Raw genomic sequence first — 22,837 nt, 5'->3', positions numbered from 1 at the left:
GGTCCCGGACCACGCCAGTGGCCCGAGGGCCGGACGCCCGAGAAGGGCGGTGTCTGGCGAACCACCACATTCCCAAACACGCTGTAATTGGTCGCGGTGGCGCAGTGGTGTGCTGCCCGGTCGGGTGTTCCGCGCCCGAACTTCGACGACATCGCGCAGGTCGTCTGACCGGACCGCTCCCCGTTGGTCGAGCTTGTCGAGGCCTGGTGAGGGTCTCGACGAACTCGACCAACTGGGATGCAACCAGCGGGGCCTCGACAAGCTCGACCAACGGTGGTGAGCTCGACCGACGGATCGGTCAGGCGTGCAGCGGGTGGCCGGCTCGCATCTCGTCCACCATCGAGCGCACGACCGGTACCAGGTCGCCGTCGTGCGCCGCGGCCACCGCCTGCTGCCGCTGGTACGACGCTCCGGTGCGGACGATGTCCCGGACGCCCGCCAGCTCCGCCGTGCAACCGAGCCGGTGTGCGACGGGCTCCAGCTCGACCAGCAGCTTGCCTATCGCGTCGATGATCGGCCCCTGGTTGCCGTCGGCGTCGAGGATCACCGTGGCGTCGAGGCCGTAGCGGGCCGAGCGGAACTTGTTCTCCTGCACGAACCACGGCGGCAGCACCGGCAGGGTCCTGCCCTGGTCCAGCTGGGTGGACAGGTGCTCGACCAGGCAGTGCACCAGCGCCGCCAGCACGAGGGCCTCCGACAGGTTGGTCGGGCCGTCGCAGACCCGCACCTCGAGCGTGCCGAACGTCGAAGGCCGCACGTCCCAGTGGACCTCGTTGAACGCCTCGACCGCGCCGACGTGCAGCATGTCGCCCGCGTACGCCTCGAGCTCCTGCCAGGTCTCGAACGGGACCGGCAGTCCTGAGCTGGGGATCTGCTGGAACAGCAGCGACCTGTTGGACGCGTAGCCGGTGTGCTGGCCGGCCCAGTAGGGCGATCCGGCCGAGAGCGCCTGCAGGTGCGGGAAGTAGGTGAGCATCGCGCGCATCAGCGGCAGCGCCTTGTCCCGGTGCTCGATCCCGACGTGGACGTGCAGCCCCCAGATGATCAGCTGCGCGCCCCAGACCCCGGTGCGCTCCATGATGCGGACGTAGCGCTCCTTCTCACCGACCTGCTGGTCGGCGGCGCGCGCGAACGGGTGCGTCCCGCCGCCCATCAGGTCGAGGCCGAGCGGGTCGGTCACCGTCCGCACCCGTTCGAGGGTACGGGTGAGGTCGGTACCCGCGTCCGCGACGGTGCGGCAGACGCCGGTCACCAGCTCGATGGTGTTCTTCATGAACTCGCCGGCCACGTGCGGGACGTAGCCACCTGACCCGTGCGGTGGTTCGACGGCGGTGCGTGCGAGGGCCTCGAGCACCTCCGGGCCGGACTGGGAGAGGTCGGCCGTGTCGGACCGGACCAGCCCGATCTCCCACTCGAGGCCCACTGTGGAGCGGGGGGACTCGCCGAATCCGAGGCGGGTCGGCGAGCTCATACGGCTCCCAGCGGTTCGACGAGAAGTACCTGTTGGTTGCCTGCCACACGTGTGAGCACGATCGTCGCCTCCTCGGTCCCGGTGAGCACGAGCTGCTTGCGAAGTTGTTCGGGCACCACCGCGGTGCCGCGCTTCTTGATCGTGATGCGTCCGACGTTGCGGTCACGCAGGTACGCCTTGAGCCGCTTCAGGCCGAACGGCATGGTGTCGAGCACCCGGTAACCGGTGGCTATCGGTGCCGGCGCTCCTACCGAGTCGGTGGGCCGGGCCGACGGCAGCTCGGCAGGGCTGTCCGTGGTGACGTAGGCGATGGTCGGGTCGACGAGGCGTCCGCCCAGCTCAGCGGCCGCCTGGCCGACCAGGCCCGCGCGGATGACCGCCCCGTCGGGCTCGTACAGGTACTGTCCGACGCCGCCGACGTCCGGCACGACGTCGCCCCGGACCGTGCGGCTCAGCGTGTGCTCCTTGCCGTCTTCGTCGGTGAACGTGCGCAGCACGAGCGCCGACCGCCCGGGGCCGTCGAGGGCGAGCGGGCCGAACCAGAGCCCGGCCTCGACCACGTCGCCGTTGACGGAGACCCACTGGGTCTCGGCGTCTTCGGGCAGGCCGTCGTGCGGGATGCCCGGGCCCACCTTGATGCCCACGGCGGGCACCGTCTCGCGCAGCGCCCAGACGGAGTCGAGCGGGGGCTCGTAGGCGCGCGGGTCGAAGACCCGCCTGCTGCGCGCGCCCGAGCCGCCGCTCACCCGGCGGGCCGGGTCGGCGTAGACCCCCTCGATGCCCTCGGCACGCAGGTCGAGCCCGAGCCCGTCGGCATGCCGCACGTCCGCCTCGGGGAAGTGGCGCAGGTTCCACTGCGCGATCGCGGCGGTGCACTCGTCCAGGTCGGTGGCGACCACCCTGAGGCCCGTCCCCGCGAAGGCGAGCGAGTCGGCGCCGATGCCGCACGTGAGGTCGGCGAGGACGGAGACACCGGCGTCGAGGTACCGCCGGGCGTGCAGGGCGGCGACGAGGAGCCGTGTCGCCTGTTCCAGGCCGTCCGGGGTGAAGAGCATCCCGTCGGCGAAGTCGCCGAACTTGGCCCGGGCCCGCGTGCGGAGCCTGGACTGGGTGACCACCGCGGCCGCGAGGTCCGGTGCGACGCCCTTGGCCCGCAGCGCGGTCACTGTCTTCATCGCCTGTCGCTCGTCGTAGGGCGGGAGGGCGCCAAGCAAGGCCCAGCCGTCGGGGCTGAGCAGTTTGCTCAGAATCGCCGCATCCATGGGAAGATCTTTCCACGTTTGTCCTGGTCGTGACGAGCGGCGCGACGCAACCTTTTCGTAGAGATGGCGAGATTCCGGTGTGGCGTCGGCGCGGCGGCCCCGCAGAGTGTGAGCCACTCCACCCGATTGGCACTCGCCTTGACCGAGTGCTAGCGCCGACCTAGATTTGGGGTTGTTCACCGCTGCGGGAACCCGGTTCACGGGCCCGCGGGGGAGAACCCAGACGTTCGTGCCCGCCGGCACCCGCGACGACGGCGGACGGTCGAACGTTCGAGCCACTTACGCCCATCACGCAGCTGATCTCTCGATCCGCTCACGAAAGAGGAGGTCCGACGTGTCGGTCCCCATCAAGCCGCTCGAGGACCGGATCGTCGTCAAGGCTCTCGAAGCCGAGACCACGACCGCTTCCGGCCTGGTCATCCCGGACACCGCCAAGGAGAAGCCCCAGGAGGGCGAGGTTCTGGCCGTTGGCCAGGGCCGCATCGACGACAACGGCAACCGTGTGCCGCTGGACGTCGCCGTCGGTGACAAGGTGATCTACTCCAAGTACGGCGGCACCGAGGTCAAGTACGCGGGTGAGGAGTACCTGGTGCTCTCCGCCCGCGACATCCTCGCCGTGGTCGTGAGCTGACACCAGCTCACTCCAGGTAGATGACGAGGGCCCCGCACCGAGAGGTGCGGGGCCCTTGCCTTGCCTGGATCAGGCTTCCTTGCCTGTAACGGCGGAGACTGGATCGGACGGAGACTGGATCAGGCCATGCCTGGATCAGGCCATGCCTGGATCAGGCCATGCCTGCATCAAGCCATGCCTGCATCAAGCAGAGACGGACTTGCCGGCGAGGATGGCCGAGCGCTCGTCCTCGCTGAGCCCACCCCACACGCCGTACGGCTCGCGCACGCGGAGCGACTGCTCGCGGCACTGCATCATCACGGGGCAGGAGCGGCAGATCGCCTTGGCGGCCTCGGCGCGCCTACGGCGTGTCGACCCACGCTCGCCCTCGGGGTGGAAGAACAGGGTGTCGTCCGCGTCGCGGCACGCTCCTGTGTACTGCCATTCCCACAGTTCCATTACCGGACCGGGAAGCCTCGAGATCTCCGTCATGTCGAACAACCTACAAGTTGTGCAGAAGTTGTTCAAGGGGCAGTTTTTCGGCGGGTGGCTCGAATCGGGTCACCGCAAGCGCGCCAGGGCTGACCGGTTTTGGTGCGATCTGGACCGGATTCCACCGAGATCGGCGGCACGCCGGGTTTCGCAGTGGCGCGGAGAGGTCCAGGTCGGCAGAATCGAGCCCATGACATCTTCGCGGCCTGCCGAGAGCTCGGGCGGGTCACGTGCATCCAGCCCCGGACTGGCCGTCGCCGCAGTGGCCAGACGTCTCGGGGTGGCGCCAGCCACCCTCCGTACGTGGGACCGCCGGTACGGGCTCGGCCCCTCGGGTCGGACCGCTGGATCGCACCGCCGCTATACCCCGGACGACGTCGCACGCCTGCTGGTGATGCGCCGTCTGACGCTCGAGGGCGTCGCGCCGGTGGACGCCGCGCGCGCTGCTGTCGAGGCAGGCGACGCGGAGCTCGAGGTCGCCACCCGGTCGGCGCCCGCGCTGCCCGCCGTGCAGGTGGAGAGCGACCTGGACGGAGACGAGCCGGAGGAGGAGTTCGCCGAGACGTTCGTCGGAACCCTCAAGGCACCCGCCGAGCCCGGTGCGGACGGCGACGAGGACCCGACCCTGCCGCCGAGCGGCGAGCCGAAGGAAGAGCCGCGCGGCCGGGCACGCCTGCGGGCGCTTCCTGGTGGCGCCACGGGCGGGGACGCCCCTGCCATGGCAGGCCCGCGGTCCGCCTCGGCCGGGGCGCCGACGTCGGGCCGGGTCTCCGCCCTCGTCGATGCCGCTCTCGCGTACAGCAGGACCGCCTGCGACAGCCTGCTCGTGCTGGGCCCCGACGGGGACCCGGCGACGTGGTGGACCGAGCTGGTCGAGCCGGCGTGGCTGCGCCTGTCCGAGCGCACGGTCCTCGCCGGTCCGGGCGAGATGCCCGAGGTGGTGCTCGCGACCGCCGCGCTCCGGGCGCTGCGCCATTACACCGAGGAGTTCGAGCGGGCGATGGTCGAGGCGGGTGGCCCGCCGGCCAACCACCCGAGCCGCATGCGCAAGATCGTGCTCGTGTTCGCGGCGCCGGACGAGGTGGTGCCGCTGTCCGCGCACGCGCTCGCCGCGGCGCTGGCCGCACAGGGCGCGATGGCGCGGATCGTCACGGGCCCTGCGAGCACGCACCGTTCGGTCGAGCTGGTGACCATGGTCCGGCCGACGGCGGTCGTCCTGGCCACCACCCAGAACAAGCCCGACCTCGACGTCGTGCACGCGGTGAACGAGAGCCATCCGGACCTGCCGATCTTCGTGGGCCTGCGGGCCGACGCCGCGGCGACGGACCTGCCGTTCGGTCCGACGGTGCAGCGCGTGCGGTCGTTCACCGGCCTGTTGCACGAGGTGCTGGCGGTCATCAAGGCGAGGTGACGCACGCCTCGGGCCGGTACCACTGCCCGACCAGGATCCGCGGCCGCACCGGTCGTAGACTTGCTGCATGACGGACCAGACCGCGCCGGCCGACCCGTTCGGGTTCCTCGGGCTCACCTATGACGACGTCCTGCTGCTGCCGGGTTACTCCGACCTGGCGCCGTCGGACATCGACACGACCTCTCGCCTGACGCGCGAGATCTCGCTCAAGATTCCGCTGCTGTCCGCGGCGATGGACACGGTCACCGAGTCGGCGATGGCCATCGCCATGGCTCGCCAGGGTGGCCTCGGTGTCCTGCACCGCAACCTCTCCATCGAGGACCAGGCCCAGCAGGTCGACCTCGTGAAGCGGACGCAGACGGGCATCATCACGAACCCCGTCACGATCGGGCCGGACGCCACGCTCGAGGAGCTCGACACCCTCGCGGGCCAGTTCCGGATCTCCGGCTTCCCGGTGGTCGACCTCGAGAACAAGCTCATCGGCATGGTCACCAACCGGGACCTGCGCTTCACGCCCGTCGCCGAGTGGGCGACCACCAAGGTGGACGAGGTGATGACGCCGCAGCCGCTGATCACCGGCCCCGCCGGTATCTCGCGTGACGACGCCACGCTGCTGCTGCGCAAGCACAAGCTGGAGCGGCTCCCGCTGATCGACCCCGACGGCCGCATCACCGGCCTCATCACCGTCAAGGACTTCGTGAAGTCCGAGCAGTTCCCCCACTCGTCCAAGGACGGGCAGGGACGCCTCATGGTGGGCGCGGCGATCGGCTACTTCGGCGACGCGTGGCAGCGCGCGACCGCGCTCATCGAGGCCGGCGTCGACGTGCTCGTCGCCGACACCGCGCACGGCAACGTCCGCATGCTGATCGACATGGTCAAGCGCCTCAAGACCGACCCGGCCACCAAGGACGTCCAGGTGATCGGCGGCAACGTCGCCACCCGACAGGGCGCCCAGGCGTTCGTCGACGCCGGGGCCGACGCGGTCAAGGTCGGCGTCGGGCCGGGCTCCATCTGCACCACGCGGGTCGTGACCGGCGTGGGCGTACCGCAGATCACCGCGGTCTACGAGGCGTCGCTGGCCTGCAAGCCGGCGGGCGTGCCCGTCATCGCCGACGGCGGTCTCAAGCACTCCGGCGAGATCGGCAAGGCCCTCGTGGCCGGCGCCGACACCGTGATGCTTGGCTCGCTCTTCGCGGGTTGCGAGGAGACGCCGGGCGACCTGGTGCTCGTGAACGGCAAGCAGTTCAAGACGTATCGCGGCATGGGCTCGATGGGCGCCATGTCCTCGCGCGGCAAGAAGTCCTACTCCAAGGACCGGTACTTCCAGGCAGAGGTCACGAGCGACGACAAGATCGTGCCCGAGGGCATCGAGGGCCAGGTCGCCTACAAGGGTCCGCTGTCCACCGTGGCCCACCAGCTCATCGGCGGTCTGCACCAGACGATGTTCTACACCGGCTCCCGCACCGTCCCGGAGCTGCAGACCGAGGGCAAGTTCATCCGCATCACGTCGGCGTCGCTCAAGGAGAGCCACCCGCACGACGTGCAGATGACCGTCGAGTCGCCGAACTACAGCGGCTTCTGAGCCAAAGGGCCGCGAAGTAGAGCGCCTGTCCCGTATCCGCACGGGTTGCACCGTGCGGATACGGGACAGGCGCTCTACTTCGCGGCCGTGGCTCAGAGCTCGGCCGAGTACTGCACCGGCCAGACGCCGGATGCGCCAGGGCCGACGAGGCCCTGCTCGCGACGCCACTCGTTGAAGCTCACCGCCCACTGGCGGTGCGCGCCGATCTGCTGCTGATGCAGGTCGGCCAGGGGCATCCGCTCCAGCTGCGGGAACCGGCGGGCCAGCGCCTCCAGGACGTCGAGCGTGGCGAGCACGTCCACCTCGGCGGTATGCAGGTCGCCGTCGGAGGTGACGCCGTACCACTGTGTCAGGTCGCCGAGGCGGCGCTTGCCGGGGCGGTACCGGTCCAGCCAGCGGTCGATGACGAGCGGGTCGATGACCGGCTCGACCGGGCGGCCCAGCCGCTGGGGGAGGGTCTTGAGCCCGTGCCGCAGCAGCTCCGAGTCGAGCAGCGAGAGGTCGAAGGCCGCGTTGTAGGCGACCACGGGCACGCCGTCGGCCAGGTGGGTGGCGAGCTCGGTCGCCATCTCCTCCAGTGCCTCCCTCGGCTGGACGCCGTAGGCCCGGGCGTGCTCGGTGGAGATGCCGTGGATGGCCGCGGCCTCCTCGGGGATCTCCACGCCCGGGTCCATCAGCCAGGTGCGTACCTCGGTACCCACTCCGGGCGAGCGCAGCACGAGAGCCGCCGTGACGATCCGGTCGCCTGCGACGTCGACCCCTGTGGTCTCCGTGTCGAAGCCCAGCAGCGGCCTCTTGATCCAGCTCTCGTTCATGGTGTCCTCCCTGCTCGTCCGGGGTTTCCGGGCCGTGTCGTCCAGCTGTTGTCCAGCTCTGCCCGGTCGTCCGGTGCGTCCATGGAGAACCTTGCCACCGGTCACTGACACTCTGGTCCGGCTCGGTCGACGGCGGGCAGGACTGTGGCTCGCCCCACGACCGCACATCACCGGAACCTGCGCGTGGTGTCCGGTGCGATGGGTAGGCTTGCCGGGTGAGCAACGAGATCGAGATCGGACGCGGCAAGCGTGGGCGGCGCGCCTATTCCTTCGACGACATCGCGGTGGTGCCCTCCCGGCGCACCAGGGACCCGAAGGACGTCTCGGTCGGCTGGCAGATCGACGCCTACCACTTCGACCTCCCGATCGTCGCGGCCCCGATGGACTCCGTGATGAGCCCGAGCAGCGCCGTCGCGCTGGGCCGGTTCGGTGGCCTCGGCGTGCTCGACCTCGAGGGGCTGTGGACGCGCTACGAGTCGCCCGAGCCGCTGCTCGCCGAGATCGCGGCGCTGCCAGGTGACGAGGCGACGCGGCGCATGCAGGCGATCTACTCGGAGCCGATCAAGCCCGAGCTCATCACGCAACGCCTCAAGGAGATCCGGGCGGCCGGCGTGACGGTGGCGGGTGCGCTCACCCCGCAGCGCACCCAGGAGTTCTACAAGACGGTGGTCGACGCGGGCGTCGACCTGTTCATCATCCGCGGGACCACGGTCTCGGCGGAGCACGTCTCCGGCAACGCCGAGCCGCTCAACCTCAAGCGGTTCATCTACGAGCTGGACGTGCCTGTCGTCGTCGGTGGGGCCTCCACCTACACCGCGGCGCTGCACCTCATGCGTACCGGTGCGGCGGGCGTGCTCGTCGGGTTCGGCGGCGGCGCCGCGCACACCACGCGCGTCAGCCTCGGCATCCACGCGCCCATGGCCACCTCGGTGGCCGACGTCGCAGCGGCGCGCCGCGACTACCTCGACGAGTCCGGCGGCCGGTACGTGCACGTCATCGCCGACGGCGGCGTGGGTCACTCCGGCGACGTCGTCAAGGCGGTGGCCTGCGGTGCGGACGCCGTCATGCTCGGCGCCGCGCTCGCGCGCGCGGCGGAGGCGCCGGGCCAGGGCTTCCACTGGGGCCCCGAGGCGCACCACCCGCAGCTCCCGCGCGGCGAGCGGGTCGAGGTCGGCTCGGTAGGCACGCTCGAGGAGATCCTCTTCGGGCCGGGCAAGCAGGCCGACGGCACCCTGAACCTCGTCGGTGCGCTCCGCCGCGCCATGGCCACCACCGGCTACTCCGACCTCAAGGAGTTCCAGCGGGTAGAGGTCGTCGTGTCGCCGTACCAGCCACGGTGAGCGTGCTCCCCGACGGCGAGGCGCTCGCGCCCGTCCTCGCCGCGGCACCCGCTGCCGACGGCGAGTTCGTCGAGGTCACCGACGCCGACGTCGACCAGGTGGTCGAGCTGTGGAAGACGTGCGGGCTGACCCGGCCGTGGAACGACCCGTACGTCGACATCGCCGACGCTCGTGCGAGCGACGGTTCGACGCTCCTGGTCGCGCGGGCCGACGGCAGGGTGGCCGCCACGGCGATGGCCGGCCACGACGGGCACCGCGGCTGGCTCTACTACGTGGCCGTCGCGCCGGACCTGCGGAGCGCCGGCCTGGGCCGAGCGGCAGTGGTCGCCGCCGAGGCGTGGCTGGTCGCACGCGGCGCACGCAAGATCCAGCTCATGGTGCGGACCACCAACACGGATGTGCTCGATTTCTACGGTCGGCTGGGTTACACCGACCAGGAATGCACCGTTCTGGGGCGCTGGGTCGAGTCCGCCTGAAAGTGCGTCGTGCGAGGTGAACGCGCTATGAGGACCCTGCTGTGAAAGTTAGTTTCACACACCCATCAATACATGGTGCAGGGTTTTGTGCGTAGGGTGGGCGCCATGATCGACGACGCAGCAGCCGACGCAGCGGCTAGTGGTGCGGTCGGCGGTGTGCTCGACCCAGAGCACCCGCAGGGGACTTTTGTCCTCGAGCCAGGGGTCATGGCCCCGCTCGTGGCTCGGATCGCAACCTCCGAGGGATCGGGTACGCACCGGTCCATGTGCCCTTTCACGGGCGCTCCGCTCGTGACGTTTCCCGTCTCCTCCGCCGAGGACGTCGCCGCGTGCGTCGTCCGGGCGCGCGTGGCGCAGCGAAGTTGGGCCCGCGTGCCGGTGCGTGACCGGGCCGGGGTCCTCCAGCGGCTCGGCCGGATCGTCCTGGAACGGCAGTCCGAGGCGCTCGACCTGATCCAGCTCGAGACCGGCAAGTCGCGCCGTGCCGCCTTCGAGGAGATCGCGGACATCGCGCAGGTCGCCAGGCACTACGCCGTGCGCGGCGCGCGCTACCTCGCGTCCCGCAGGGTCCCTGGCATGGTCCCGGTGCTCGTCGGCGCGCAGGTGCACCGCAGGCCCGTCGGTGTGGTCGGCGCGATCTCGCCGTGGAACTACCCGCTGGTGCTCGCCCTCTCGGAGGCGCTGCCCGCGCTCCTGGCCGGCAACGCAGTGGTGCTCAAGCCGGACCCGCAGACCACGCTGACCGCTCTGTGGGCCGCGGAGGCCCTGGACGACGCCGGCCTGCCGGCGGGTCTCTTCCAGGTCGTCGCCGGCGGCCCCGAGGTGGGCCAGGCGCTGATCGAGAACGTGGACCACATAGCTTTCACCGGTTCCACCGCCACCGGCCGCAAGGTCGCCGCGCGAGCGGGCGAGCGTCTCATCGGCGCCACGCTCGAGCTGGGCGGCAAGAACGCGCTCTACGTGACCGACGACGTCGACGTCGACGCGGCAGTCCCTGGCATCGTGCGGGCCTGCTTCTCGAACGCCGGCCAGCTGTGCGTGTCCGTCGAGCGCCTGGTGGTCCACACCGCCGTCGCGGAGGAGTTCGTCGCGAAGTTCGTGCGTGCCGTGCGGAACCTGCGGCTCAGCCCGGCGCTCGACTACTCGGCAGAGGTCGGGTCGCTCACCTCCGCCGCACAGCTCGACAAGGTGACGGCACACGTCGACGACGCGCTCGCACGGGGCGCCCGGGTGCTCGCGGGCGGTGTGCACCGCGCCGACGTCGGCCCGTACTTCTACGCCCCGACGGTGCTCGACGACGTTCCTGCGCAGGCGGTGGTCGCACGCGAGGAGACCTTCGGGCCGGTCGTGACGATCTCGCGCGTCGACTGCGACGAGGAAGCCATCGCCGTCATGAACGACACCGAGTACGGCCTGCACTCCGCGATCTGGTCGCGGGACGTCGGCCGGGCGCGCCGCGTCGCCGCACGGGTCGAGGCGGGCTCGGTGGCGATCAACGACGGGTACACGATGACCTGGGGCTCGGTCTCCGCGCCGATGGGTGGCTGGAAGGCCTCCGGCCTTGGCGGCAGGCACGGAGCGGCGTCGATCGACGGCCTCACCCGGCAGCAGACGGTCGTGACGTCGCGGGGTGCCCGGTTCGGAGCCACTCTCGACAGCCTGTACGCCCTGGGCGGCGATACCCCGAGCCGGGTGCTGACCACTGCTCTGGAGGCGATGCGCAGACTGCGCATGCCGTGAGGTGAACGGTCGTCACCGGGCCGGGTACGCTCGCGCGCATGACGACGCAGCTCCATGCCTTCTGGAAGTCCGCCAACGCACTGCCGGTCATCGGTGGGCTGTTGGGCAAGCGGATCTTCTCCCTGGTCTACTCCCTCAAGGCGCCGTACTTCGGCAGCTTCGCCCCGAAGGTGGTCGACATGCGGCCGAACTACGGCGAGGTAGTGGTGCCCAACCGGTGGCGTAACCGCAACCACATCGGCACCGTGCACGCCATCGCGGTCTGCAACGGGCTCGAGATGGCGATGGGCTCGCTCGCCGAGGCCACGGTGCCCGACGACAAGCGCTGGCTGCCGAAGGGTATGGAGGTGTCCTACCTCGCGAAGTCGACGGGCGACGTCAGGTGCGTGGCCGAGACCGAGCAGGCGCACTGGGACGGCGACGACAGGGACCTGCCGGTGCGCGTCCGGGGTGTACTCGCCGACGGGACAGTGGTGGTCGAGGGCACCATCCACCTCTGGGTCACACCGAAGAAGAAGTGATCCGGCGCTGACCGGTCAGCGGGGCCGGCGGCGGGCCAAGGAGCGGACCGCCGCCTTCCAGCTCGCGGGCAGCTCCCGCACGTGCCACCAGGCCCACTGCGCCGGCCGGACGCTCTCGGCGCTCACGCCCACCCCGACGGCATCCAGCCCGGCCTCTACACAGGAGTAGAGCGTGCGGCGCAGGTGGTAGTCCTGGGTGACGACGGCGGCGGTGCGCACGTCGAACAGGTCATGGGCGCGCCGGCACGTGGCGGTGGTGTTGAAGCCCTCGCGGTCCAGCACTATCGCGTCGTCGGGGACGCCGAGGTCGTTGTCCAGGAGCCAGGCGCGCATCGAGCCTGGCTCGTCGTACCGGGTGCCGTCGGCGTTGTCGTGCGCGTCGCCGCTCAGGATCACCGTGGGTGCGATGCCCGCACGGTAGAGCTCGGCGCCGCCTTCGACACGACGGCGCAGGTAGGTCGACGGCGTCCCGTCGGCGCGGAGACCGGCGCCGAGCACGATGACGGCGTCCGTCTTCTCGATCTCGCCTGGTTCGTGCCGCACCCTGACGTGCCCGGTGCCCTGCACGATGGCGACGGGGACCGTGAAGGCGACGGCGAGCACACCCGCGACTATGGCGGCGACCTTGAGGGGAGTCACGCGGAGAACGCTACTGCGTCCAGGCAGGGGCGTGGTCGGCAACTCGTCACAAGATCGGCAGCTCGGACTGCCGACCACCTGACGCTTTGCCGACCACGCGGCCGCCCTTCACGCTGCCAGGGCCGTCAGCTCGGCGCGGAGGTTCGATTCCGCCTCGGCTTGCCAGCGGGCGACGCCGGGGGCGGTGCGGAACAGCGGGCCGCCGTCCAGGAGCGTGCGGAGCACCTGCGACCGGCCTGCGCGGAACAGCTGGTCGGGCACGTCGCAGTACTCCGCGCGGACCTGGTGCGTGTACCGCGCGTAGCCGGCGGGGGAGGCGCCGAGTACCGCGAGGTCGGCGTCGCTGACCAGGCCGCCGACGACGTCGTCGGGCGCGGGGTCATGGTTCGCGGTGACCATGACCAGCCGCGCGACCTCGTCGACGTCGTCGGCCGAGACGCCTGACCCGGCGAGCGGGCCGAGCAGCTCGGCGACCAGCGCCGCCGACCTCTCCTCGTCCCGCTGCGCGACGCCGTCGTGCACCGCGTCGTGGAACCACAGGGCCAGGCGGGCGTGCCAGAGGGCACGCTCGGAGAGCCCGCTCTCTGGGGCTGTCGAGTCCAGCGCGTCCAGGGCCGTCGCCAGGTGCAGCGTCGAGTGGTAGACCCGGTGCGGCTCGCGCCAGCGGTCCACCAGGTCCTCGCCGGCCTGGTACGCCAGGCCCGGGTCGGCCCACAGGTCGGCCCAGCGGATCAGGAGCGCCGCCCGCTTGGCGCGGTTCCGTTCGGCGCCCGAGACCCGCAGGCCGGAGGCAGCCAGCCGCCGGGCGAGGTCGCCGCCCTCGACGGGCACCGCGCCGGCGGCGACGAGCGCGTCGTACCGCGACGCTGGAACGTCGTAGTGGTCCAGGTCGAACGCGCGGTCCGGCACGCCTGCCGCCCGGGCGAAGAGGCGGAGCTCCTGCAGCGACCCGTCCGAGACCAGGTGGGAGAACACGGTCCCGTGCGCGGGCCAGGCAGGTGGGTCGATGAAGAGGGTCACGGGGCGAGCCTAAACGCGGGCCGGTCGGCGGTCAGACAGGCCTGCGGCCCTGACTCGACGTACCAGGTACGTCGAGTCAGGGCCGTAGCGCTCGCGCCGGTCAGGTCAGGACCTGATGAGCCGCCACGGGCTGTGCCGGCCGCCGGGCTCCTCGCCACGCGTGATCCGCGTCGCCCGGTACTTGTCCCCGTCGTGCACGACCACGTCGCGCGCCTTGAAGATGCGCGATGCGGTCCAGACGGCGGTGCCGTCCCCGGCCCGGACGATCTCCTGCCACGAGCCGTGCGCCGAGACGCCCGGCTCCTGCTTGGTGCGCCACGTGGCCCGGTAGAAGGACCCGTCGTGGAAGACCTCGGCGCCGGCGGCGTACTTCGTCGATGCCACCCAGAGCGGTGAGGCCTCACCGGGCACCTTCGCCAAAACCTCGATCTCGCTGACGATCATGTGCACGTTGTCCTGGGCGGTCATGACCACCCGGACGGCGTCGGCGCGCACGTCCGCAGGAAGGTTGACCACGGGCGCGGCGCCGTCGGACGTCACCGGGACCGGGTCTCCTACGGCCTGCCACACGCCGTCGACCTGGGCCTCGAGCGCCACAGTGCGCGCCCAGCTGAGGTGGCCGCCGTCGCGGAAGAAGCGGGTGACGACCCGCGTCACGTCGCGCTCCGTCGGCAGCGTGACGGTGAGCGTGTCCTGCGGGTTCTTGGTGCCGGAACGCCAGTTGGACCAGCCCTTGTCGTCCAGGTCGCCGTTGACGACGTTCTCGGCCGGGTAGCCGGGCTCGGCGTACGTGGCCGACGCCGTGGTGCCCTCCGCGAGGGCCACGTTTGCCTCGCCGGGCTCGGCGACCAGTACCCGGACGATCGCGGGCAGGGTGTTCGAGTCGCCGGCGTCGGCGATGCCCTTCAGCTCGACGGCGCCGATCTTGTCGAACGCGCCGTCGGGCGCCTCTTCCCACGTGACCGGGCGCTCCACGCGAGCGCCGCCGGCGGCGATCGCTGTGACCGTCGCGGGCAGCTCGGCGGAGCCGCCGATGTAGGCGGCGCCCTGGGCGGGCAGGGTCCGCTTCAGGACGTCGACGACGACCGTCGCGGTGGCCTCGACGGTGCCGCCCGCGGGGATGGCCACCGTGCCGGTGACCTCGACGATCCCGGCCCGCGCCCACGTGTCGGCCCCGGGCATGTCCCAGGTGACGGGCAGCGCGCCGCGCGCCCCGCCCGGGTAGACGGGGGTGACGGTCTCCGGCAGCTCGGGGGTGGTCCCCGGGCGGGTGAACGCGTCGACCGGCGTGGTGCCCAGCACCGTCTCGTCGACTATCGCCCAGCGCTGGTTCGCGTTCGAGTTGGCGAGGTAGGTGCCGACGGGCGATCCGTCGGCACGTGCCTCGCCGCCCACCTCGAGCACTGTGCGCGCAACCACGTTGACCAGGGTGTACGTACCGTCCCCGGTGGTGGAGAGCACCCAGCGTGCGGTGTCCGGGGTGTCGGCGGGGTCGGCGGGGGAGCCGACGAGTACCGCGGAACCGTCAGCGGTGACCGCGAGCTGTTCACCGGTGCCGACATTGGTCACCGCGTACCGCGTGCGGTGTGTTCCGGAACCCTCGGAAGCGCCCAGGTCGGTGAGCGTCCACAGCTGCCCGGCCGCTGCCGGGTCGTCGGTGGAGATCTGCACGCCGCCGTCGCCGTCGGGCGCCAGCGACAGGTCGGACTGCACGCCGTCGATCCGGTAGACGTGGCCGTCCTGCGCCAGCGGGGCGTCGTCCGCGACGCCGGAGACACCGTCGACCAGGAACGTCGTGACGGACTCCGCGGGCACGGTGAGCGTCGCGGCGGCGTCCTGCACAGCCACCGGCGTGCCCTCGACGAGGTATCCGTCGACGCTGGTCACGACGGGGGTGACGGTCGCGCCGGACGCGACGTTCCCGAAGCCGGAGAGGTCGAGGGTGACGTCGCGGTCCGCGGTGGTGTCGTTGACGTGCACGACGGTCGCAGCGGAGCCCGAGGCGGAAACTGCGGCGGTGCTGTCGGTGTTGTCCACACCGATCAGGCGGTCACCGGGCGTGATGTAGTGCGTGAAGTTCTGGGTGACCCAGTACTTGGTGTTCGTGTAGATGGGGCAGGTCTCCAGCGTGTCCTCAGCGGTGCAGGAGAACGGGATCTGGATCTCGCCCCAGTTGCCGCCCTCGGGGCTCTCGCCGCCGGGCGCCATGTTGTCGTAGTCCTCGACGGGCTGCCAGAACACCCACGCGGACGGCTCGAGCTCGCGCAGGTCGTCCATGATCTGGTGCGCGCTGCCCAGGCCGGACTCCATCGACTCGAAGTTCTGCCCGGTGGTCGACCAGGAACCGCCGACCTCGCTCATCCACAGGGGCTTGTCCTCGCCCTTGGCGATGTCCCGCACGGTGGTGCGCTGCCCGGTGCCGTAGGTGTGCACGTTGAGCTGGGACACCTGGTCGCGCACCGCGTCGGGGTACGCGTTCCAGTTGGTGGCGAACTTGCCGGGGTTCGTCTCGTCCATCGCGGAGATCGCGGCGTCCGTCGTCGAACCGCCGATGGCGTCGGCGAGGACCGGGATCACCTGCTGCTGCAGCGCGGGCCCGATGTGGGCGCCCTCCTGGCGGCCGCCCGTCGGGTTGCCGTCGGCGCCGAGCTTGGTGCCCCAGTAGTCAGTGTTCGGCTCGTTGAACGCGTCGATGGTGTCGACGTCGATCCCGTGCGCGTCCTCGAGGCGTTCGGTCGCGCCGACGACGTAGGCGGCGAAGTCCTCGATGCTCTCGGGCTTCAGCTGGTCGTCGTTGGAGTTGAACCCACCGGAGACGTAGCCGCTGACGGTCTGGAACCACGGCGGGGAGTTGCTGAACGTCTCCCAGTGCGTGATGTCGTCCTTGATGCGGTCCACCCACCAGCGCTGCGTGGCGTCGGCGTCCGGGTTCCAGTGGTCCGGGTTCGCCGGGTCCCACCAGTCGACGTCCTCGCGGGTGGTGCCGTCGGGCGCCTTCCACCAGCCCTCGACGTCGGCGCCCGCCCGCAGGTAGTCCGGGACGTCGGGGGCGTTGCCGCCGCCGATGTTGTACCGGGCGATGTTCAGGTTCATGCCGTTCTCGCCGAACAGCATGTCGGCGAGCTCGTTCCTGATCTCGTCGGGGTAGCCGCCGGTGGCGTTGGCGAACCAGACGAGGCTCGTGCCCCAGCCCTCGAAGGGCTCGCCCGCGTACGACGGGTCCGGGCGCACTGTCACCCCCGCTGCGCTCGTGGCTGAGGTTCCCGAGGCCGGGGCGTCGGGCTGGGCGGTCGCAGTCGTCGGGACCAGCCCGGCCGCGAGCAGCGCGCTCGTCGTCATGACGACGCCTGCGCGCCGTCGTCCTGCTTTCCTACGTAACGAGCTCATCTGTGAGCCCTCCTCTCGCGCCGGTGCGATGTCAGGACGTGCGATGCGGATGTTGACGTCAACACTCTGCTCGTTGCTGAACCATGATGACGTCAACATGGTTGGAGGCGATCTTCCACCGCGGCACCGTGGGCGTCAAGCCTCGGCCGTCGGTCCCTGGCGACCCGAGTGGCCTGTCAGGGCCTCCACCCAGCGCGGGAGTACCCAGCGAGATCTTCGTCGAGAGACCAGATGGCGACGGTGCTGCCCTGGTTGAGGTCGCAGGTCCGTTCCCACTCCTTGATGATCGACACATCGGCAAGGCTGGGGCCCTCACCGAGCTTCGTGAGCGACTTGTTCGCTTTCACGTGGGCGGGAAATGCTGCGAGCCACGTGACGAAGCCGTCCGGGTCCGGGAAGTACGTCGGGGCGTAGGGCGCATCGCCGCTGATCGCGGCCTTCACGTCCTCGACAAACGCGGTCGCGTGTTGATATCGCAGTCCACCGCTCGCCAGGCGCGAGATGTGGTTACCCGTCTCCCACACAGTTGCCATGGGGAGCAGAAGGCTCGTGGTGTCACCCATCGTGTCTATGCGTTGGAGGACGGCAGCGTCGTCAAGATCGACGTCCGGAACTCGGCGTAGCACTAGGTAGACGGATGTGTCGATAAGGAGGATCTCGCGCACTACGCGGCACCGATCCGTTCACGTAGCCAGTCACGGGTCGACGGACGAGAGGTACTGAGACGCTTGGCTGCACGATCCAGGTCGCCAGCCGTGAGGAGACGACCGAGTGGGCCACGGGCAACGAGCTCGGGATAGGTCTCAAGTTCCTCGAGTGTGACGAGACGGCTGTCACCGTCGTCGGGGTCGCGATAGCAGAACACGACCCGAGGCACTGCCTTCAGAGGGAGTGCATCGAGGAGGGCCGGGTTGTGCGTGGTGAGCAGTACACGCAGCCCGCGTTCGGAGGCGACCTGCTGGATCCGCTCCAGGAGGTCTCTGGCACGGCTGGGGTGAACGCCGTTGTCGATCTCTTCGATTACCACGAGGCTGCCGTGCTCGGCCGAGAGCATCGCGGCGGCCACGGCCAGGACACGGAGGGTGCCGTCCGAGAGTAGCGAGGCGTCATATTTGGTCCGGACCTTGCCGAACGTCTCGACGAGCTGAAGCATCCGCCCTCCACGCGGTTCCTCAAGGAACTCGATGTCGGCGATGCTCTGCTCGGGCAGGGAACGCACGAAGTTCAGGACCTCGTTCTTTGCCTCCGGCGTGGATGTGCACAGGTTGTAGAGGACGGCAGAGATGTTCGATCCATCCCCGATCAGGCGAGCCTCGGAGGGAAAGGCGTACTCACGCATCTTCGCGGGTACGGGATCTAGGAAGAGAACTCGCGAGAGTGCGTCCTCATAACGCCGCGTGGTCATTGGGATGACGGTCCGAGACTTTTTATGGCCTGCCGCGACCGGCGCGCCCGAGACGAGCTGGGTGAACACCGCGTGCTGATCGCTTACTCGGATGTGTGGCTTTCTCCCGCCACGGGAGAAGTTGTTGTAGCCGACGCCTGCCTCGGTGTTGCGCCCCTCCGAGGGCTGGTCGAGGTCGTAGAGCGGCACGTGTTGATTGGTGTCGGTCACGGTCTCCCCGACGATGTGAAATCCATCGGGGCGATGCTCCAGGGCTACCTGCAGATCGTTCCACTCGTCGACGCCGAGCCGGCAGCCTAGAACGAACTTCTCTGAACCTCGCCGGGCAAGATCGGACGCCACGCCCCGGACAACCTTGTCAGCGCTATTCACCTGATACTGGATCGATCCGAGGCTCTGACCTTGGGCGAGCCACGACAGGAATCGGATCGCTTCAATGGCGTTGCTCTTCCCGGAAGCGTTCGCGCCGACCAGCACAGTCATAGACGAGAGGTCGAGGCTCTGTCGAACTCCGTAGCTCTTGAAGTTCTCAAGGGTCACCTCGGTCAGCATGGCGCCATCCATTTCCTCTGAGGGTGCGTGCACGAACCTACAGGCAGCGTATAGGGGAGCGGTGCCAGGCGCACTCCTCTCTCTGGGTCGGATTGGCCACCGCCTGTGCCATGTGCGCCTGACGTGTTACTCCGCGGAGACCATCTCCACTGCGAACCGGGCGATCGCCAGCCCTTCGTTGGTCGGCAGCACCACCATCATCAACGGCGCCCCCGCAGACCCCGTCTCCGCAGAGGCGCCGCCGTCGGGCGTCCGGTGGTGCATGGCGGCGAGGTGTTCAGCGCCCCCGTCTTTGATCGACGGTGACGTTTGTGACCCTGCATATTGGGCCTGGCGCGAGTAAAATGTCCCGCTAAGATGGTTGCCTCCCGGTATACTCCAGCTATGACGTCAGTTGGTACCGTGTTACAAGTAATCGCAACTACTGTCGGCATTACCGTTTCACTAGGAGGACTCGTCGGTCTCACAATTCAAATTGTTCGACTGAGGAGATCCCTACAAAGCCAAGTATATCAGGGCCTAATAGCAAATTCTCTAAAGCTTGACGAGCTCATGATATCCAACCCAAAGCTCAGGAAGTACATCTACGATGGCGCACCAGTGCCGCCGGATGATATGGACGAGTCGGAACTTGAGGCGCTGATAGAATTCGTGGTTGATGTAATCGACAACTTTAAGGCGCAGGAAGGCTCCGTTCCCAAGCAGGCTCGTCCCGGCTGGCAGGCCTTCGCGGACCATGTGATGGAGCAACCCGCCGTGATCCAATTTATGAGTAAGCGCGGGCACTGGTTTTCTGGAACATTGAATTGATATCCCGCTTCTGCATAGTAGATCCCCGTGGGCCATTCGCGCCGAAATTTTCTGGAGTGCGATAGCTCCGAGATGCGATTCACTGCACGGCGACTGGTGGAGCGAAATGGAGAACGAGCTGGTCGCTGGCCGGTTGTCTCGCCTCACCTTCGGTCAAGTTTCGGCTGTTTTGGGCCTTGGCTGCAGTACTGGCCTCGGCTTCTACATGGCGAACTCGGTATGGGGGTTCATTGAATATCATGGAGTAGATTTGGCGGCATAAACCGTGAGGTTGATTCGCAACCGGACCGGCTTACGGACTATCACCCAAGCAAACATGTAACGCCTTGTCCATGTGTCGGCGAGTTCGTTCGATATCGCTTTCCGGTTATTTGGCACAGCCTCAATCTCGCTGCGGCAATGTTTGAGATTCATCGAGCGTTGCGGCCGGATGTGTATATCTACCTCTCAGCATTTAGTAGGCTTTCGCTCCGACGCTTATTTCGGCTTCGACTACCTCGGTTTGAGGAGTATGGAACTCGGTATCATACGGTTTGAACGTGATTCCGCGCCGATAGTCACCTAAACGGTGCGCGAACTGCGCGAAGTCTCGAACGACACGGATTTCGGATCATGAGCGCACACGCTCACCGGGAACGCCGAGCGAGCGCAGCATGCCCTCGACGCACACTCGGGGCATCCCAGTGGCTCGCTCTCGTGATGGGCGCGGTCTACCTGCTGGTCGGTGTGCTCGCCTCTTTCGTGACGACGGGCGTCCAGAACCTCATCGCGCTGGCCCCCGCGAGAGCCTCGGATCTCATCCTTGACCTCAACGCGGCGAAATGGGAGCGTTTGTCGTCCGAGTCCGCAGAGCCAGCTCAGTGTTGGGGATCAGTGACAATGAGGTCTACGTGCGCTGCCGGCGGGGCCGGACGTGATGTTGCCTGCCCGCGATGATGCCGATTCGTTCGCGTCGGTTTCGGTGTCCTACGACGCGATCGCCGACGCCTATGACCACGCCTACGATGGTCCGCCGTTTCAACGTGAGGATCGGATGGTGGCTCGGCTCCTTGCCGAGAGTCTTCCCGCTGGCGGCCGAGTCCTCGACATTGGGTGCGGAACTGGGAAGGCGCTCGAACTTCTCCCGCCCTGCGACTATGTGGGGATCGATATTGCTGCGCGGATGGTTGCAGTTGCGCGAGCGAAACATCCTGGTGCTGACTTTCGTGTTGGCTCCGCGACCGCGCTGCCCTACGCGGACGGAGTCTTCGATGCGGTGGTCTCGACCTATGGGTCGCTTTCTCACGTCGAGGATCTCGATCTGGCGCTCGCTGAGGCTGTACGCGTCCTTCGGGCAGGCGGGGTGCTGTTCTTAATGTTCTACGGAGTGGCTGCACAGGTGGCGGGACCGAGCGCAGGTACGCGTGTAGTCGACTACCGTCCTCGGTGTGTTGAGATGCCCCCAGCCTCAGGCATCCCGGCATGGCTCTACTCCTCTCGTGATCTGCGGCGCATCGTTCGTCGTCATGTGGCTCTCCGTTGGATCCGCGGCTTGACTGTGCTCGGGGGCGGTTCGGGGACTCCTGTCCGCGATACCTTCGATCGCCTGCTTACGATCATCCGCCCCGATTGGGCACATACCGTGTGTGTCCTCGGCCTGAAGGTGAACTGACCAATGAATGAGGAGTTAGAGATGAAGATTCTCGTTGTGGGTGCGGACGGCGCTGTTGCCGGCGCTCTGATTGTTGCGCTCGCGGAGAGCGGCCACGAAATTGTTGCGACCTATTCTGAGGAAGTGGCCGGAGAAAATCGCGGGGCTGTGGAGAGTAAGCCGGGGGTGACGTTTGTCGAACTTGACTGCGCTGACTCGTCAGCCGTCGACGCCTTCGCTCGAGAGTACATGGGCTTTGATGGAGCGGTCTATGCGAACATGTACTTCCAGATGGAGGATCTGGGGTCGTTTGATGTTGCCCAGTGGAATCTCTCGCTCGCTCACAACCTCACAGCTCCGATGCAGTTATTCTCGGGCTACCCATCGCTCCTTAACGACGGTGCGTCCATCGCAATCGTCACCAGCACCGAGGCATTCAGAGGGTCGTTCCGCGCGGCGGCTTACGCGGCAACTAAAGCAGCCGCGCACAACTTGGTCATGACGCTTGCGAACAATCTTGGTGCGCGTGGCATCCGCGCGAACGCGGTGGCCCCAGGCTGGATCGGTGGTGTCATGGATACCGACGAGGTCTTCAAGATGTCCCGGGGGATCACGCCGCTGGGCCGCCTCGGGTCGCCGAGCGAGGTGGCCGACGTGATCGAATTTCTTCTGTCACCGAAGGCTGGTTTCGTTTCGGGGTCAGTGATCACCGTCGATGGCGGCTACACCGGTGTTGACACAATCTCGAAATTCGAGGCGGAGTCGACGCCAGAGGGTGACTGACATGGCGCCCACCTCCTCCCGACGGGTCGCGATAGCAGAGGGCGTAATTGGCGGGATCGCCGGTGCGGTGATTGAAGTCGCCAACCTTGCCTTCTTCGCCAACTCTTCAGCGGGACTCGCTCTCGGTGTCGGTGCTCTGATTGGTGGACTTCTCCTCTCGGTGCAACGGAGCGCAATCGAACGTATGGTCGAGAGTGAGCTTGCTCCACTCCGCAAGGTCGAGAGTTATGTCGATATCAGCAGCACGGCATCCTATGAGCCATTCGCCTCGATCGTTCAGCGATATGCCTCGATTACTGAGGTGGAATTCGAATCTGTAAAGTCAAAAATCGTCGCCGAGGCGCACGATCGCATGAGGGCACTCGCGATCGATAAGCGCTCTCCGACGCTGCAGACCGGCGATTATTATGAGTGGTTGTTCCGCCAGTTCGGCCAGACTCAGCGTGGTGAATACGTGCACGCCGTATCTATGTCGTCGGAAGAGGAATGGAACGACTCTGATCTCGAGACGAACTTCCTTGAGGCGAACGTTAAGGCTGCGGAGCGCGGAGTAGACGTCACAAGGATCTTTATCGTGCCGACGAGTCGGATTGCCGAATTCGTCAGGATCCCGCCAATTGTCGCGCACACCGACGAGTCTGAGGTGCCACTTCGTGGCCTCTGGGTTCGTTTGGAGCATGTCGAGCGATACGACCCAAACTTGCTACGAAGCCTTGGCGAGGGATTTCTCGACTTCAACGGCAGGGTCGGGCTTGAGGATCGCTTTGATCCCTTTGGGGAAGCGCGAGGCGACGTGACGATGCTTCCCGCCGACCTTCGCCGGATGCGAAAGCAGTTCGAACAACTCCAGAAGATGGCAAAGCCCTTGACCCAGAACCCGAGTTAGACCGG

At 68.1% G+C, this 22,837-nt stretch carries 21 protein-coding genes; 11 read left to right on the top strand and 10 right to left on the bottom strand.

Going from position 1 to position 22,837, the window contains the following annotated elements:
• Window positions 1-298: 298 nt before the first annotated feature.
• On the bottom strand, window positions 299-1,471 hold the full coding sequence (locus AB0F70_RS04250) for a glutamate--cysteine ligase (protein ID WP_357443939.1): 1,173 nt from the start codon (window positions 1,469-1,471) through the stop codon (window positions 299-301).
• Entirely contained in the window at window positions 1,468-2,733 is a 1,266-nt protein-coding gene (locus AB0F70_RS04245; RefSeq protein ID WP_357443937.1) for an SAM-dependent methyltransferase, read from the bottom strand. Before AB0F70_RS04245 ends, AB0F70_RS04250 begins: the two co-directional genes overlap by 4 nt.
• Window positions 2,734-3,067: 334 nt before the next feature.
• On the opposite strand from AB0F70_RS04245, the gene groES reads away from it, so the two are divergent.
• The gene (gene groES, locus AB0F70_RS04240) at window positions 3,068-3,364 is read left to right on the top strand and encodes a co-chaperone GroES (RefSeq protein WP_116673642.1); all 297 of its coding nucleotides are present in this window, start codon (window positions 3,068-3,070) and stop codon (window positions 3,362-3,364) included.
• Window positions 3,365-3,547: 183 nt separating this feature from the next.
• Here the strand turns inward: groES and AB0F70_RS04235 are convergent, their stop codons facing one another.
• On the bottom strand, window positions 3,548-3,835 hold the full coding sequence (locus AB0F70_RS04235; protein WP_116673643.1) for a WhiB family transcriptional regulator: 288 nt from the start codon (window positions 3,833-3,835) through the stop codon (window positions 3,548-3,550).
• A gap of 190 nt (window positions 3,836-4,025) precedes the next feature.
• Here AB0F70_RS04235 and AB0F70_RS04230 point away from each other — a divergent pair, with 190 nt between their 5' ends.
• Both AB0F70_RS04230 and guaB read left to right on the top strand, forming a co-directional pair.
• The gene (locus AB0F70_RS04230; RefSeq protein ID WP_357443934.1) at window positions 4,026-5,246 is read left to right on the top strand and encodes a MerR family transcriptional regulator; all 1,221 of its coding nucleotides are present in this window, start codon (window positions 4,026-4,028) and stop codon (window positions 5,244-5,246) included.
• 67 nt (window positions 5,247-5,313) lie between these two features.
• Window positions 5,314-6,828 (top strand): IMP dehydrogenase, encoded by a 1,515-nt coding sequence (gene guaB / locus AB0F70_RS04225; RefSeq protein ID WP_357443932.1) that lies wholly within the window; start codon window positions 5,314-5,316, stop codon window positions 6,826-6,828.
• Between the two features lie 92 nt (window positions 6,829-6,920).
• Here the strand turns inward: guaB and AB0F70_RS04220 are convergent, their stop codons facing one another.
• Window positions 6,921-7,643, bottom strand: a complete 723-nt coding sequence (locus tag AB0F70_RS04220) for an exonuclease domain-containing protein (RefSeq protein ID WP_357443930.1) — start codon at window positions 7,641-7,643, stop codon at window positions 6,921-6,923.
• Between the two features lie 215 nt (window positions 7,644-7,858).
• Between AB0F70_RS04220 and AB0F70_RS04215 the strand changes: the two genes are divergently transcribed.
• The 4 genes from AB0F70_RS04215 (at window position 7,859) to AB0F70_RS04200 (ending at window position 11,720) form a co-directional block, all read left to right on the top strand.
• Window positions 7,859-8,983, top strand: coding sequence for a GuaB3 family IMP dehydrogenase-related protein (locus AB0F70_RS04215; RefSeq protein ID WP_116673649.1), 1,125 nt, complete (start codon window positions 7,859-7,861; stop codon window positions 8,981-8,983).
• On the top strand, window positions 8,980-9,459 hold the full coding sequence (locus AB0F70_RS04210; protein WP_357443928.1) for a GNAT family acetyltransferase: 480 nt from the start codon (window positions 8,980-8,982) through the stop codon (window positions 9,457-9,459). The genes AB0F70_RS04215 and AB0F70_RS04210 overlap by 4 nt, the downstream gene beginning before the upstream one ends.
• A 105-nt stretch (window positions 9,460-9,564) precedes the next feature.
• Entirely contained in the window at window positions 9,565-11,199 is a 1,635-nt protein-coding gene (locus AB0F70_RS04205; RefSeq protein ID WP_357443926.1) for a succinic semialdehyde dehydrogenase, read from the top strand.
• A gap of 38 nt (window positions 11,200-11,237) precedes the next feature.
• Entirely contained in the window at window positions 11,238-11,720 is a 483-nt protein-coding gene (locus AB0F70_RS04200; RefSeq protein WP_357443924.1) for a hotdog fold domain-containing protein, read from the top strand.
• A 15-nt stretch (window positions 11,721-11,735) separates the two neighbouring features.
• Here AB0F70_RS04200 and AB0F70_RS04195 read toward each other — a convergent pair whose 3' ends face one another.
• From AB0F70_RS04195 to AB0F70_RS04170, 6 genes are all read right to left on the bottom strand, one after another.
• Window positions 11,736-12,359: a YdcF family protein gene (locus AB0F70_RS04195; RefSeq protein ID WP_357443922.1), complete on the bottom strand. Its 624-nt coding sequence runs from the start codon at window positions 12,357-12,359 to the stop codon at window positions 11,736-11,738.
• A 108-nt stretch (window positions 12,360-12,467) separates the two neighbouring features.
• Window positions 12,468-13,379: a DUF4031 domain-containing protein gene (locus AB0F70_RS04190; protein ID WP_357443920.1), complete on the bottom strand. Its 912-nt coding sequence runs from the start codon at window positions 13,377-13,379 to the stop codon at window positions 12,468-12,470.
• A 105-nt stretch (window positions 13,380-13,484) separates the two neighbouring features.
• Window positions 13,485-16,718, bottom strand: a complete 3,234-nt coding sequence (locus AB0F70_RS04185; RefSeq protein ID WP_357443918.1) for an Ig-like domain-containing protein — start codon at window positions 16,716-16,718, stop codon at window positions 13,485-13,487.
• Between the two features lie 224 nt (window positions 16,719-16,942).
• On the bottom strand, window positions 16,943-17,431 hold the full coding sequence (locus AB0F70_RS04180) for a hypothetical protein (protein WP_357443916.1): 489 nt from the start codon (window positions 17,429-17,431) through the stop codon (window positions 16,943-16,945).
• Window positions 17,431-18,723, bottom strand: a complete 1,293-nt coding sequence (locus AB0F70_RS04175) for an ATP-binding protein (RefSeq protein WP_357443914.1) — start codon at window positions 18,721-18,723, stop codon at window positions 17,431-17,433. Before AB0F70_RS04175 ends, AB0F70_RS04180 begins: the two co-directional genes overlap by 1 nt.
• A gap of 126 nt (window positions 18,724-18,849) precedes the next feature.
• Window positions 18,850-18,987 carry a hypothetical protein gene (locus AB0F70_RS04170; protein WP_357443912.1) on the bottom strand — a complete coding sequence of 46 codons (138 nt, stop codon included), beginning with the start codon at window positions 18,985-18,987 and terminating at the stop codon, window positions 18,850-18,852.
• A gap of 120 nt (window positions 18,988-19,107) precedes the next feature.
• Here AB0F70_RS04170 and AB0F70_RS04165 point away from each other — a divergent pair, with 120 nt between their 5' ends.
• The 4 genes from AB0F70_RS04165 to AB0F70_RS04150 all read left to right on the top strand — a co-directional run bounded on the left by AB0F70_RS04165 (window position 19,108) and on the right by AB0F70_RS04150 (window position 22,832).
• A complete protein-coding gene (locus AB0F70_RS04165) occupies window positions 19,108-19,533 on the top strand; it encodes a hypothetical protein (protein ID WP_357443911.1) in 426 nt (141 codons plus the stop codon).
• Between the two features lie 916 nt (window positions 19,534-20,449).
• Window positions 20,450-21,184 carry a class I SAM-dependent methyltransferase gene (locus AB0F70_RS04160; protein WP_357444073.1) on the top strand — a complete coding sequence of 245 codons (735 nt, stop codon included), beginning with the start codon at window positions 20,450-20,452 and terminating at the stop codon, window positions 21,182-21,184.
• 21 nt (window positions 21,185-21,205) lie between these two features.
• Window positions 21,206-21,946: an SDR family oxidoreductase gene (locus tag AB0F70_RS04155; protein ID WP_357443909.1), complete on the top strand. Its 741-nt coding sequence runs from the start codon at window positions 21,206-21,208 to the stop codon at window positions 21,944-21,946.
• Window position 21,947: 1 nt separating this feature from the next.
• Window positions 21,948-22,832 (top strand): hypothetical protein, encoded by an 885-nt coding sequence (locus AB0F70_RS04150; protein ID WP_357443907.1) that lies wholly within the window; start codon window positions 21,948-21,950, stop codon window positions 22,830-22,832.
• Window positions 22,833-22,837: the final 5 nt, after the last annotated feature.

The sequence above is a fragment of the Promicromonospora sp. NPDC023805 genome (assembly GCF_040639635.1).
Taxonomy (GTDB): Bacteria; Actinomycetota; Actinomycetes; order Actinomycetales; family Cellulomonadaceae; genus Promicromonospora.
This window is presented reverse-complemented; position numbering and strand designations above follow the sequence as displayed.

Coding starts and splice junctions, on each gene's coding strand:
- AB0F70_RS04250 (WP_357443939.1), bottom strand. CDS start 1,471: ATGAGCTCGCCGACCCGCCTCGGATTCGGCGAGTCCCCCCGCTCCACA.
- AB0F70_RS04245 (WP_357443937.1), bottom strand. CDS start 2,733: ATGGATGCGGCGATTCTGAGCAAACTGCTCAGCCCCGACGGCTGGGCC.
- AB0F70_RS04235 (WP_116673643.1), bottom strand. CDS start 3,835: ATGACGGAGATCTCGAGGCTTCCCGGTCCGGTAATGGAACTGTGGGAA.
- AB0F70_RS04230 (WP_357443934.1), top strand. CDS start 4,026: ATGACATCTTCGCGGCCTGCCGAGAGCTCGGGCGGGTCACGTGCATCC.
- guaB (WP_357443932.1), top strand. CDS start 5,314: ATGACGGACCAGACCGCGCCGGCCGACCCGTTCGGGTTCCTCGGGCTC.
- AB0F70_RS04220 (WP_357443930.1), bottom strand. CDS start 7,643: ATGAACGAGAGCTGGATCAAGAGGCCGCTGCTGGGCTTCGACACGGAG.
- AB0F70_RS04205 (WP_357443926.1), top strand. CDS start 9,565: ATGATCGACGACGCAGCAGCCGACGCAGCGGCTAGTGGTGCGGTCGGC.
- AB0F70_RS04200 (WP_357443924.1), top strand. CDS start 11,238: ATGACGACGCAGCTCCATGCCTTCTGGAAGTCCGCCAACGCACTGCCG.
- AB0F70_RS04185 (WP_357443918.1), bottom strand. CDS start 16,718: ATGACGACGAGCGCGCTGCTCGCGGCCGGGCTGGTCCCGACGACTGCG.
- AB0F70_RS04175 (WP_357443914.1), bottom strand. CDS start 18,723: ATGCTGACCGAGGTGACCCTTGAGAACTTCAAGAGCTACGGAGTTCGA.
- AB0F70_RS04170 (WP_357443912.1), bottom strand. CDS start 18,987: ATGCACCACCGGACGCCCGACGGCGGCGCCTCTGCGGAGACGGGGTCT.
- AB0F70_RS04165 (WP_357443911.1), top strand. CDS start 19,108: ATGACGTCAGTTGGTACCGTGTTACAAGTAATCGCAACTACTGTCGGC.
- AB0F70_RS04160 (WP_357444073.1), top strand. CDS start 20,450: ATGTTGCCTGCCCGCGATGATGCCGATTCGTTCGCGTCGGTTTCGGTG.
- AB0F70_RS04155 (WP_357443909.1), top strand. CDS start 21,206: ATGAAGATTCTCGTTGTGGGTGCGGACGGCGCTGTTGCCGGCGCTCTG.
- AB0F70_RS04150 (WP_357443907.1), top strand. CDS start 21,948: ATGGCGCCCACCTCCTCCCGACGGGTCGCGATAGCAGAGGGCGTAATT.